The organism is Paenibacillus sp. PSB04, assembly GCF_025809195.1.
GTDB classification, from domain to species: Bacteria; Bacillota; Bacilli; order Paenibacillales; family Paenibacillaceae; genus Paenibacillus_AQ; species Paenibacillus_AQ favisporus.
Genome location: NZ_CP081301.1, coordinates 7,182,916 through 7,195,348, shown reverse-complemented (window position 1 = coordinate 7,195,348; position 12,433 = coordinate 7,182,916). Strand labels below are relative to the sequence as shown.

Sequence of the window (12,433 nt, the reverse complement as noted above, 5' to 3'; positions counted from 1 at the left end):
GACTAGTTCTTTGATCATAGGTTTACATACAATTTACATTGTCCGCATATTCTCTTAACGCTCGGGAGGTATGATGCGGCTAAAGACTAGAGAGCCGAAGAGGGGGAGGGCCATATTGTCCACACTGTACGCCGATCTGGAACAAAGCATTCGTGCAAATGGAAACCGAGCTCAAGAAGGTAACGCCTCCGCACAAGGCCATACTGAAGCAAGCACGCAAGGGGGAAGAGATTCCGGGGATCGCCCCACACCGGCGGAATACTGCCGGATGGTTCCGCTGCTGGACGCTCAGACGAGCTGCCGTGAAGTTCTGGAGCTGATCAAGGAGCAGCCGGATCTTCCCTGCGTGGTCATCGGAGGAAAAGAGGGCGAGCCGTATGGGCTGGTCATGCGGGACACCTTTTACCGGAAGCTGACCGGCCGGTTCGGTGCCGATCTGTATTTTGCCCGTCCGGTGGAGAGATTTGCAGATATGCAGCCCTTGATTGCCGACATTGGAGCCGATCCCGGACTGCTGATTCAGCAGGCGCTGGACCGTCCCGAATCCCAATTTTATGACTGCGTCATTTTGACGGATCACGGGCAGCTCGCAGGCGTATTGACGGTCCTGGATTTGATGATCATGTCGGGCCTGCTTCAGACGGGGGCTGAGCAGCGGCGCAGGCAGACGGTAGCGGAGAGCTTCAGGCATGTCACCGGGATGGAGGAATCGCTGCAGCAGGTAGCGGAGGCGGCAAACGCCACGCTGATAGAATGCCGCCGGATGAAAGAATGGTCGCTGAACGGACGCAGCAAGCTGGATGAGGTCAGCCAGTCCTATTCTAATGTGGTGGAACGGATGAACGAGAATCAGCAGCAGGTGGCCCGGCTGATCCAGGATGTCGACACGATCTCGGCATTAACCCGGACCATTTCGGAGCTGGCAGATAAAAGCAACCTGCTGGCCATGAACGCATCAATCGAGGCGGCGCATGCCGGTGAGCACGGACGCGGCTTTCAGGTCGTCGCTGCTGAAGTCAGATCGCTCGCAGGACAGACGCGTCAGCTGGCGGCGGATATTTCCGGACTGCTCGGAAGCATCAGCCGGCTGGCGAAGGAAACGGGGGCTTTAACCACGGCCGGAGTGGGCGAAATCACGGCAAGCGCGGAGCTGTTAGGCGAAGGAAGCCGAATGTTCGGTGAGCTGGAAAAGGCGGTCGAGCACGTGGAGGGGACCGGTGAAACCGTCAACCGGTTGGCGGGAGATACGACCATGCGGGCCGCCGTCATCAGGCAGGAACTGGAAAAGGGAAGTTCTTTTGCTTAATATTGGATCTGCTAGTTTACACATTTTACACTGCGTTTACAATTGTGGGACACAGCATTTACATAACGGCATTACTATAGATAGGTGCCATATAGATGAACTGAACTTCATAGACCCTTTTTGAAAAAAGGAGAAGCGATTGTAAATGGAAGATATTATCGATATTGAGCAGTTGAACTTGTACTACGAGCAGTTTCACGCGCTTAAAAATATAGACCTGGACATTCCCGAGAAAACGATTACTGCCTTTATCGGCCCTTCCGGATGCGGCAAGTCGACCCTGCTGCGGACGCTGAACCGGATGAATGACATGATCACAGGCACGCATATCGAAGGCTCCGTCAAGATCGGCGGCAAAGATATTTACGGCAATGACGTGCACGTGGAAGCTCTTCGCAAGCAGGTGGGCATGGTGTTCCAGCAGCCGAATCCGTTCCCCAAATCGATTTACGACAATATTGCCTACGGCCCCCGTCTGCACGGCACGCGCGATAAGAAGGTGCTCGACGAAATTGTGGAGCAGAGCCTGCGCCAGGCTGCGCTGTGGGAAGAAGTTAAGGATTACTTGAAGCGTTCGGCCCTCAGCCTCTCGGGCGGACAGCAGCAGCGCTTGTGCATTGCCAGAGCATTGGCGGTTCAGCCGGACATTCTTCTGATGGATGAGGCGACCTCTGCGCTCGATCCGATTTCGACACTAAAGATTGAGGAATTGGTACAGGAGCTCAAGGAGACCTATACCATCGTTATGGTGACTCACAATATGCATCAAGCTGCCCGGATTTCCGGCCGCACGGTATTTTTCCTGAACGGGGAAGTCGTCGAAGCCGACGATACCAAGGAGTTGTTCACCAACCCGCGGGACTCCCGTACCGAAGATTATATTTCCGGGCGTTTCGGGTAACCGGTAGCAAGATGAGCATTAAATATATCCTAGGGGGAACAGGGCAGCGATGATTCGGAGAAAAGAGTTGGATCAGGATTTAGAGGTACTGCGCTCGTTGCTTCGCCAGATGGGCGCGCATGTGGTTCATGCTTTGGAAGAGGCGGTTATCAGCCTGAAAACGCTCGATGCGGTGAAGGCACAGCAAATCGTCAAGGATGACGCCAAGCTGAACGCGATGGAAGAGGAAATCATGGACATCGGCTCTCGACTGATCGTCACCCAGCAGCCGGTAGCCAAGGATTTGCGGAGAATTCTCGTAGCCTTTAAAATTTCGAGCGACCTGGAGCGCATGGGAGACCTTGCCCTGGACGTTGCCAAGGTGACGCTGCGGCTGCAGGGGCAGGAGCTGATCAAGCCGCTGATCGACATTCCGCAAATGGCTGATCTGGTGCAAGTGATGATCGAGGAGTCCATTACGTCTTACTTGGACGAAAATACCGACCTTGCTTATAAAATGGCCAAGGACGACGATCAGGTGGACCAATTCTACAGCCGGATCATCACAGAATTGTACGGCTATATCGCCTCGAATCCCGAAACGCTGTCGCAAGCGATGCTGCTCACACTGGTTGCCCGGTACATCGAGCGGATCGCCGATCACGCCACGAATATCGGGGAGAGCACGGTGTATCTCGTCACCGGCCGGCGTCCTGATTTGAATCAATAACATCATCATACATGAGATCAAGGAGCTGACCCGCACAGGCGGGAAGCTCCTTTTTTGTCGTCAAGGAATTGACAGAAATTACGCTTAGGAGATTTGGGGCAAAACGGCCTAATTTTTTCTCGAAAAGGGGCGTGTATGGTATCATAAATGAAGGACGTTTGATAAAGGGAAGGTGCCCAATGAACAAGCTGATTTTGATAGATGGAAACAGTATTATTTACCGCGCATTTTTCGCAATGCCCCCGCTGACGAACACCAAGGGTCTGCATACGAATGCTGTGTACGGATTTACGAATATGCTTCTGCGTTTGATCGAAGACCATAAGCCGACGCACATGATGGTTGCGTTTGACGCCGGAAAAACGACGTTCCGCCACGAAGGCTACCAGGAATACAAGGGCGGAAGGGAAAAGACGCCGCCGGAGCTGTCGGAACAGTTCCCGCTGCTCAAGGAGCTGCTGCAGAGCTTTGGCATCGCCCAATATGAGCTGAGCGGTTATGAGGCGGACGATATCATCGGGACCGTCTCCCGCATCGCCGAGGAGGAAGGGCAGCAAATTCTCGTCGTGACCGGGGACAAGGATATGCTGCAGCTGGCTTCGGACCATGTTCAGGTGGGCCTGACACGCAAAGGGGTAACGGAAATCGAAACCTACGCACCTGAGCAAATCAAGGAGCGGTACGGATTGACCCCGCTTCAAATCATTGACCTGAAGGGCCTCATGGGGGACCCGTCGGATAACATCCCGGGAATTCCGGGCGTCGGCGAGAAGACAGCGCTTAAGCTGCTGCACCAATTTGGATCGGTCGAGGAAGTGCTGGCCAATACGGCCGAGCTGAAGGGGAAGATGAAGGAAAAGATTGAAACCCATTCCGATGACGCGGTTCTCAGCAAGAAGCTGGCGACTATTTACCGCGAGGTGCCGCTGGACAAGTCGTTTAACGAGATGGTATTCCCGGGCCTGAAGGAAGAAACGGCAGGGCCTGCCCTCGCCAAGCTGGAATTCAAATCGCTGCTGGAGCGGTTGTCCTTCCATGCGGACGGTAACACGCACTCGGATGAGGAGCAGGCCAAGGCTGCCGAACGGGAGATCGAGGTCACCATCGTTGACGGCGAAAATGCGGACGAGCTGATCGGTGCACTGGACGCCGTGCAGCTTATTCATGTCGAGACCAGCGGAGAGAACCCGCATCACGCCGACGTGATCGGGGTCATGTTCTCCGCCGAGCCGAAGCATTACTACGTTCCGTTCGAGCGAATGAACGAGTCTTGGGCGGAGCCGCTGCGGACGTGGCTGGGGAACCCGGATGTTCCGAAACGGGGATATGACCTGCACCGCACGGATCTGGCGCTTCACTGGAAGGGAATCGCGTTTGCCGGGGCGTCGTTTGACGTGCAGCTGGCCGCGTATTTGCTCGATCCGACGGAAGCCAACCAGAATGTCAACGCGCTTGCATCCAAATACGGCCTGCCGGTGCTGGCGGCGGATGAGGACGTATTCGGCAAGGGCGCGAAATACAAGGTGCCGGAGTTGGACGTGCTGAGCGGGCATCTGGCCCGGAAGAGCGCCGCGCTGCTGGAGATCATTCCGCTTCAGGAGAAGGAGCTTGCGGACAATGAGATGAGCTCGCTGTTCCATGACCTGGAGATGCCGCTGTCGCGGATTTTGGCGGACATGGAGAAGCAGGGCATCGCGGTCAACAAGGATGATTTGAAGGCGCTCGGAACGGAATTCGAGTCCCAGATCAAGTCGCTGGTCGAGCAGATTTATGAAATTGCAGGCACCGAGTTCAACCTCAACTCGCCGAAGCAGCTGGGAGAGATTCTGTTCGTCAAACTGGGTCTGCCTGTCGTGAAAAAGACCAAAACCGGCTATTCCACCGACGCCGAAGTGCTGGAGAAATTGGCACCGTATCACGATGTCGTACGCCTGATTTTGCAGTACCGGACCATCGCCAAGCTTCAGTCGACGTATGTGGAAGGCCTGCTGAAGGAAATTTCGGAGGAAACGGGCAAGGTGCATACGTATTACCGCCAGACGATTGCGGCTACAGGTCGTCTCAGCAGCCAGTTCCCGAACCTGCAGAACATTCCGATCCGCCTGGAAGAAGGACGGAAAATCCGCAAGGTGTTCGTGCCATCCGAACCGGGCTGGTACATTCTGGCCGCCGACTACTCGCAGATCGAGCTGCGGGTGCTGGCCCATATCTCGGGGGATGAAGGCCTGAAGGAAGCCTTCCTGCACGATATGGACATCCATACGAAGACGGCCATGGACGTGTTCGGTGTTAAAGCCGAAGACGTTGACGCCAATATGCGCCGGTCCGCCAAAGCGGTTAACTTCGGCATCGTGTACGGCATCAGCGACTATGGCCTGTCCCAGAACCTGAACATTACCCGGAAGGAAGCGGCCCAATTTATCGATCAATACTTCGACGCCTTCCAGGGCGTTCGCAAATATATGGACGATATCGTCAGAGACGCCAAGCGCGACGGTTATGTCACCACGCTGCTGGAGCGCAGACGTTATTTGCCGGAAATCAATGCGAGCAACTTCAATCTGCGTTCCTTCGCCGAGCGGACGGCGATGAACACGCCGATCCAGGGCACTGCCGCCGATATCATCAAACTGGCTATGGTTCAGATGGATGCGGCGCTGGCCAAAGAGAAGCTGAAGAGCCGCATGCTGCTTCAGGTGCATGACGAATTGGTATTCGAAGTCCCTGAGGAAGAGCTGGAGCTCATGAAAAAATTGGTGCCGGAGACGATGGAGCATGCGCTGGCCCTGTCCGTACCGCTCAAGGCCGAAGTGAGCTACGGAGTCAATTGGTACGAGGCGAAATAAAGGGCTCCGTAAGCGCCCGTAATTCAGATTTTTACGGGAGCTCCGCGAAGTACTCGGAGCAGGCTTCGAAGAAAAGCGCCACTTTGTGGGGTTGTCTTACGCTATAATAGAGGTTGAGGTGAAGTCATCATGCCGGAATTGCCGGAAGTCGAAACAGTCAAAAGAACACTCAATCAGCTCGTGAAGGGAAAGACGATTGACCGCGTTAGTGTCCATTTGGCGCGGATCATTCAGCGCCCAGATGATATAGATCAGTTTGCGTGGATGCTGGCCGGACACACCATTGAAGGCGTGGAGCGGCGCGGCAAATTTTTGCGGATCCTGCTGGACGGGCTTGTGCTCGTCTCCCATTTGCGGATGGAGGGACGATACGGGGTATACCAGAGCAGCGATCCGGTGGAAAAGCATACGCATGTCATTTTCCACTTTACCGACGGCACCGAGCTGCGGTACAAGGATGTGCGGCAGTTCGGAACGATGCATTTGTTCCAGCCCGGAGAGGAATTCCAGCTCCCCCCGCTCTCCAAGCTGGGATTGGAACCGCTGGATTCGGCGTTTACGCTGGAGCGTCTCAAAGAGACGCTGAAGGGGAAAAAGACCAAAATCAAGGCTGTCTTGCTCAACCAGGCATATATCGTCGGCATCGGGAATATTTATGTGGATGAGTCGCTGTTTCGGGCGGGCATTCACCCCGAGCAGCCGGCCGATACGCTGACGGATGGACAACTTAAAGCGCTCCATCAGGCGATTGTAGCCACGCTTGCCGAGTCGGTTGAGGTGGGGGGATCGTCCATCAAGTCTTATGTCAATGGACAAGGTGAGATGGGCATGTTCCAGCACCAGCTGAAGATTTACGGCCGGCAGAACCAGCCGTGTGTAAATTGCGGCACCGCCGTGGAGAAAACGGTCGTTGGCGGGCGCGGAACCCATTTCTGCCCGTCCTGCCAAACCTTGAAATCGTAACAATTCGAACTGGGCGTGCACCCCTTTTTTGTACCCTCCATATACTGAGGTAGAGATATCTTATGAAGCGGGGCTTCCGAATGCCTGATCCATACTGCAGGCTTTTTCGGGGCACCGCTTCTGTCACAGGGAGGGAACGGGGTGCTCAGTCATGTTCTTGCACTGCTGCTGCTTGCGTTAGCATTAAGTTTGGACAGTTTTGGTGTCGGCATTACATACGGCCTTCGTCAAATGAGGATTTCGCCGTTATCGATAGCGATTATTTCTTTGTGCTCCGGGGTCATCATCTATGTGTCCATGCAGGTGGGCGTGCTGCTGGCCCAATTCGTATCCCCTTCGATCGCCTCCATCATTGGAGCCGTCATCCTGATTATTATGGGCTCGTGGTCGCTGGTACAGATGTGGATCCAGAAGGAGAAAAGCGGGGAAGGCAAAGAAGTCTTGGAAGCCAAAGACGCAGAGCTCGCCAAGCAGGCTAAAGACGCCCAAACCAGCGGGATGGAGGGGCTAGGCTTGCAAAGCTCCGGCGGAGAAGGTACACTGGACCCTGCCCAGCATGAAGCACCAGAACAGACGGTGTTTTCACTGGAAATCCGGAAGCTGGGCGTCGTGATCCGCATTTTGCGGACGCCGTCTTCTGCGGATATGGATAAGTCGGGCAGCATCTCCGGATGGGAGGCCATGTGGCTTGGCATCGCCTTGTCCCTGGATGCGTTCGGCGCGGGTCTAGGTGCGGCATTGCTCGGCTTTTCGCCGCTGCTGACCGCCTTCGTGATCGCTCTCTTCAGCGGCACCTTTTTGGTCGTCGGAATGAAGACGGGTCTGCGCTTTGCGTCCCGAACGTGGATGCGCCGGTTTACGGTGCTGCCGGCAATATTATTAATTGTAATGGGAATAATGAAGCTGTTATGAGGTGAGTTAAGGATATGAACATCGGGTTAACCGGAGGAATAGCGACAGGAAAAAGTACCGTATCCGCCCTCTTAGTCAGCAAGGGGGCGCTGCTTGTTGACGCCGACGTCATCGCCCGGGAAGTCATGCTCCCGGGTCATCCGGTTTTGGCGGCGGCCGTCGAGCATTTTGGACAAGCCATCCTCCTTCCGGACGGAACGCTGGACCGCAGACGCCTGGGGGATATCGTGTTTCACGATCCGGGCGAGCGCAAAGCTCTGAACGATATTACGCATCCTGCGATCCGTCAGGAGATCCGGGAGCAGATGCACACCTTTGAACAGGAGCACCCGGACCGCCTGGTAGTGGTGGACATCCCGCTCCTGTTTGAATCGGGTCTGGAAGCGATGTTTGAGCAGGTCCTGCTGGTCTATGCCCCGTTTGAGGTTCAGGTGGAACGCCTGATGGAGAGGAATCGGCTGACGAAGGATGAAGCGGTCGCGCGGATTCGTTCCCAAATGGATATCGAAGAGAAGAAGAAGCGGGCCGACGTTGTGATCGACAACAGTGGACAACCTTCCGAGACGGAGCGCCAAGTGGATGAATTTTGGAACCGGAAGGGCCTGCTATGAAGTTTTTACGCAAAAAAAGAGTGCTTCTTCTGTTGTTCTTAGGATTTGTCGTCATCCTGTTTTTTAATACGAACTGGATGTCGTGGTTTTACCCGATTCATTATAAAGAGAACATTCGCGAGCAGGCTGAGCGTTATGACGTCGACCCGTTTCTGGTGGCTTCAATTATCCGGGTGGAATCCAATTACAAGCTGGGCAAGGAGTCCAAGAAGGGGGCTCTCGGCCTGATGCAGTTAATGCCGGATACGGCCAATTGGGCGATGGAAAAGGCCAAGCTTCCGGAGGTGACGCTGGACCATATTAAGCATGAGCCGGAGGCCAGCATCGAAATCGGCACCTGGTATCTCAAAACGCTGTCGGAGCAGTTTAAAGGAAACCGGATTGCCGTGATCGCCGCATACAACGCGGGGCCTGGTAAAGTGGACGGTTGGCTGAAAAGGGGCGTATGGGACGGGACCTACGACTCGGTCAAAAATATTCCCATCGGGGAAACCCGGCACTACGTCCAGCGGGTCATTTATTACTACAATCAGTACACGCGGATATACAGCGAGTTTTAAAGGGAGTACTGTTCTGTCGCTAAACATAACAAAAGAAGCATTGGAGAAGCTAGGTTAGCGTCTCCAACACTTCTTCGGGTATCAAACCGAATTAGAATTGACCAGCCAGTTGTTGTTCAGCCAGGGTCACCAAACGTTTAGTGATAAGTCCCCCGATCGAACCGTTCTCATATGCAGTCATGTTGCCTTGGTATCCGTCTTGTGGGATGCTGATACCCAGTTCTTGAGCGACTTCATATTTCAATTGGTTCAGGGCTGCGGTAGCTTTAGGTACTACCAGGTTGTTGGAGCTGTTGTTGTTGGAAGCCATTGTTGTTCACCTCCTCGCTGTTTGTAAATGTATTATGTCTCGAAGCTCAAAAGTTCATTACTCTTTTTGAAAAGTTTTTGTTGGAAATTTAATACATTTCGGTGAGGCGGCAAGCTAATCCCTGATGGGATAAGGGTTCGCGGTATTCGGACCCTGTGAATGTTCGTGATTTTGTTCTATATACACCGTGATTTGCAAAGGAAGGGAGTTTACCATGAAATGTCCGTACTGTGATTATGCCGGCACGAAAGTGCTGGACTCACGGCCCGCTAACGAAAATAAATCGATCCGCCGCAGGCGTGAGTGCGAGAAGTGCAGCCGGCGCTTTACCACGTTTGAGATGGTGGAGGAAACGCCGCTGATGGTCATCAAGAAGGATGGAAGCCGGGAAGAGTTCAGCCGGGATAAAATCCTCCGCGGCCTGATTCGCGCCTGCGAGAAGCGCCCGGTATCTGTCGAGCAGCTCGACATGATCGTCTCCGAGGTGGAGAAATCACTGCGCAACACCGCCGTGGCGGAGGTGGAGAGCCGCCAGATCGGCGAGCTGGTGATGGAGCAGCTGTATCCGGTGGATGAGGTGGCTTATGTCCGCTTTGCGTCGGTTTACCGCCAATTTAAAGATATCAACATGTTCATGAAAGAGCTGAAGGGGCTGCTGTCCAAAAATACGGTGGAGGACTAACCGTTAAGGGGTATGCTGCTTTGCCGATCCGTTACAGAGGATGCAACCATCTTAAAGAGCAAAAGGGCCTTACAAGGCCTCTTTTGCTTTTGGCGGTGGTCATGGCATGAGAGCATGAGGCTGAACACTTGCATGAGCTCCAAATCTTTTTTTTGAATTTTTTTGTTGACACATGCATAAATCTTTGATAAATTATAAGAGTCGCTGATACATAATAAATCAGTAGAAAATATTAAGGGGCCTTAGCTCAGCTGGGAGAGCGCATCGCTGGCAGCGATGAGGTCAGGGGTTCGATCCCCCTAGGCTCCATAGAAGAAAACCCTTGGGAATCAAGGGTTTTTTTGTTTGTCTTTTTTAATTTTAAGCCCTGGCCCACTTCTTCCGATACTGGTGTGGGGTAATGCCCATGCGCAGTTTGAACAATTTACAAAAATAAGAGCTGTTCGCTAAACCAATCTCCTCAGCAATGAGCGAGATTGGTTTTTTCGTGGTCGTTAACAGCAGAACGGATTGATGGACCCGGCGGGCCATGATGTATTCGGAGATGCTGATGCCTGTCGCCTCTTTGAAGAGATGCGAAACATGATAGGGAGATAAATGCAGCGACTTGGCCATGTCGTCCAGCCGAAACGGTAACGTATAGTTGGCCTCGATCCATGTCAATATGTGCTCCACCTGATGATTTTGGCGAAGGGCCGGTTTCGGCAGCCCGGCTTCCGTCCGCTGATCCCATACGTGTTGGATCGAACGGTACAGCATGACGAGAAATAAAGAAAATTCCTCATATCTTTCTGCATCTGAAAGCGCGGGTAATTGATTATCCAAGCTTTTGTAGACAGCGTCCAGGATGTGGAGCTCATCCCCGGTGTCATACAAGCACGGAACTGAGAGTTCCCCTAAATACAAGAATCGATAAAAGGTATGAAGCGAAGGCCATTTTTCAAAATAAGACTCAAACATCGTCGGTTCAAAGGTCACGAGAGAGCGTTCGAAGCATTGGCCTTCGTCGTATTCGAGCTTGAGATGATGAAGCTGATAAGGCTGAAAAATGCAGAGCATGCCCGGTTTGATGTCGTAGCGGTTGTTATTGACGATCATCGTCCCTTTCCCTTGATGGATCAACAATATTTCCACCCCGAGATGGGAGTGGAAGGTTTCCTTATGCTCATCGTTGACGCTTTTTCGTTTATAGGCAAAATGCAGGGGCACCTCGCTATAGTTACCCGCTACAAAAGACATGGCCGCTGCCTCCTTCTTCCCCCGTATGTACTCGCTTTCGAATCTATTCTATCGCAGAACCGCAATCTAGTGTTATTTTTTCCCCCACAGCGAAGCACAATGTTCTCGCAGCTTCAGTTAATATCCTTATATGCCAATGAAGAAAGCTCAGGGGAGGTTAACCGAAATGATCAAGGTTGCGATTATTGGGACCGGGGCGATTTCGTCCGCTCATATCGAAGGTTATCTGCAGTTGAAAGACCGCTGCAGCATTGTTGCTTTATGCGATCTTTATCCCGAGAAGGCCGAAAGCAAGCGGGAGCAATACGGTTTGGATGCTGTCATAGTTAAAGATTACAAGGAACTGCTTGATCAGGAGATCGACCTGGTTTCCGTTTGTCTGCCTCCGTTTGTTCATGCGCCCGTTACTATTGATTTTCTGAATGCAGGCAGTCATGTGATCGTGGAAAAACCGATGGCTTCCTCTCTTGAAGAATGCGATGCCATGATCAAAGCTGCGGAACAAAACGGGAAAGTATTGTCCGTCATTGCCCAAAATCGTTTCAGAAATCCGATTATGAAGCTGAAGCACGTTGTGGACAGCGGATTGGCCGGCAGAATTCTTCATGCCCAGGTAGATTCGTTCTGGTGGCGGGGCCATTGCTATTACGATTTATGGTGGCGCGGCACGTGGGAGAAGGAGGGAGGCGGTCCGACGCTGAACCATGCGGTTCATCATATCGACGCCTTGCTCTGGATGCTGGGTCAGCCCAGCGAGCTTCAGGCATATATGAGCAACGTCGCGCATGACAATGCGGAAGTGGAGGATTTGTCCATCGCGATTTTGAAATATCCGAACGGCAGCTTAGGGCAAATTACAAGCTCCGTCGTTCATCATGGTGAAGAACAGCAGTTTATTTTCCAGGGTGAGCATGCCCGGATCTCGGCGCCGTGGCGGGTCACGGCGTCCAGGTCACTGCCGAACGGCTTCCCGGAGCGGGAACCCTCTCTCGAGGAGAAAATCCAGCAATATTACAACGAGCTGCCGGATCTGCCATACGAAGGCCATACGGCACAGATCGATAATGTGCTGAATGCCATCGAAACGGGGGCGCCGGTCATGATTGACGGAATCAGCGGGCGGAATACGTTGGAACTCATTATGAGCATTTACAAATCCGCAAGCACCGGAGAAAAGGTCAAACTTCCCCTGCAGCAGGACGATCCTTTTTATACGCGGGAGGGCCTGATGAAGAATGCACCACATTTTTACGAAAAGGGCAGCAGCGTTGAAAATTTTGCGGATCTGAAAATAACGACAGGAAGCCGTTACGGCAGTGTAACGAACGGACAAACGTCAGGCGAACAGTAAATCCCAATCATCGGGATGGACAACCTTAAACGCGAAAGGGATG

General features: G+C 53.1%; 12 protein-coding genes and 1 tRNA gene. 11 read left to right on the top strand and 2 right to left on the bottom strand.

Annotated features, from left to right (window positions below; all coding sequences use genetic code 11):
• Window positions 1-115 precede the first annotated feature (115 nt).
• From K2F33_RS33030 to K2F33_RS32995, 8 genes are all read left to right on the top strand, one after another.
• Window positions 116-1,306, top strand: a complete 1,191-nt coding sequence (locus tag K2F33_RS33030; protein ID WP_263880660.1) for a methyl-accepting chemotaxis protein — start codon at window positions 116-118, stop codon at window positions 1,304-1,306.
• Between the two features lie 145 nt (window positions 1,307-1,451).
• Entirely contained in the window at window positions 1,452-2,207 is a 756-nt protein-coding gene (gene pstB, locus K2F33_RS33025; protein WP_076170457.1) for a phosphate ABC transporter ATP-binding protein PstB, read from the top strand.
• 49 nt (window positions 2,208-2,256) lie between these two features.
• A complete protein-coding gene (phoU, locus tag K2F33_RS33020; protein WP_076170456.1) occupies window positions 2,257-2,916 on the top strand; it encodes a phosphate signaling complex protein PhoU in 660 nt (219 codons plus the stop codon).
• Window positions 2,917-3,095: 179 nt separating this feature from the next.
• Entirely contained in the window at window positions 3,096-5,762 is a 2,667-nt protein-coding gene (polA, locus tag K2F33_RS33015; protein ID WP_263880659.1) for a DNA polymerase I, read from the top strand.
• Window positions 5,763-5,891: 129 nt separating this feature from the next.
• Window positions 5,892-6,725, top strand: a complete 834-nt coding sequence (mutM, locus tag K2F33_RS33010; RefSeq protein WP_263880658.1) for a DNA-formamidopyrimidine glycosylase — start codon at window positions 5,892-5,894, stop codon at window positions 6,723-6,725.
• Between the two features lie 141 nt (window positions 6,726-6,866).
• Window positions 6,867-7,637, top strand: a complete 771-nt coding sequence (locus K2F33_RS33005) for a manganese efflux pump (RefSeq protein ID WP_076170453.1) — start codon at window positions 6,867-6,869, stop codon at window positions 7,635-7,637.
• Between the two features lie 14 nt (window positions 7,638-7,651).
• Window positions 7,652-8,248, top strand: coding sequence for a dephospho-CoA kinase (gene coaE / locus K2F33_RS33000; protein ID WP_076170452.1), 597 nt, complete (start codon window positions 7,652-7,654; stop codon window positions 8,246-8,248).
• Window positions 8,245-8,808, top strand: coding sequence for a lytic transglycosylase domain-containing protein (locus K2F33_RS32995; RefSeq protein ID WP_076170451.1), 564 nt, complete (start codon window positions 8,245-8,247; stop codon window positions 8,806-8,808). The genes coaE and K2F33_RS32995 overlap by 4 nt, the downstream gene beginning before the upstream one ends.
• 91 nt (window positions 8,809-8,899) lie before the next feature.
• On the opposite strand, the gene K2F33_RS32990 is transcribed toward K2F33_RS32995, so the two are convergent.
• Window positions 8,900-9,118: an alpha/beta-type small acid-soluble spore protein gene (locus K2F33_RS32990; protein ID WP_076170450.1), complete on the bottom strand. Its 219-nt coding sequence runs from the start codon at window positions 9,116-9,118 to the stop codon at window positions 8,900-8,902.
• A 214-nt stretch (window positions 9,119-9,332) separates the two neighbouring features.
• Between K2F33_RS32990 and nrdR the strand changes: the two genes are divergently transcribed.
• On the top strand, window positions 9,333-9,800 hold the full coding sequence (gene nrdR / locus K2F33_RS32985; RefSeq protein WP_076170449.1) for a transcriptional regulator NrdR: 468 nt from the start codon (window positions 9,333-9,335) through the stop codon (window positions 9,798-9,800).
• A gap of 236 nt (window positions 9,801-10,036) precedes the next feature.
• Window positions 10,037-10,109 (top strand) — tRNA-Ala (locus K2F33_RS32980).
• Between the two features lie 51 nt (window positions 10,110-10,160).
• Here the strand turns inward: K2F33_RS32980 and K2F33_RS32975 are convergent.
• Window positions 10,161-11,039, bottom strand: coding sequence for an AraC family transcriptional regulator (locus tag K2F33_RS32975; protein WP_263880657.1), 879 nt, complete (start codon window positions 11,037-11,039; stop codon window positions 10,161-10,163).
• 166 nt (window positions 11,040-11,205) lie between these two features.
• Between K2F33_RS32975 and K2F33_RS32970 the strand changes: the two genes are divergently transcribed.
• On the top strand, window positions 11,206-12,390 hold the full coding sequence (locus K2F33_RS32970; protein ID WP_263880656.1) for a Gfo/Idh/MocA family protein: 1,185 nt from the start codon (window positions 11,206-11,208) through the stop codon (window positions 12,388-12,390).
• Window positions 12,391-12,433: the final 43 nt, after the last annotated feature.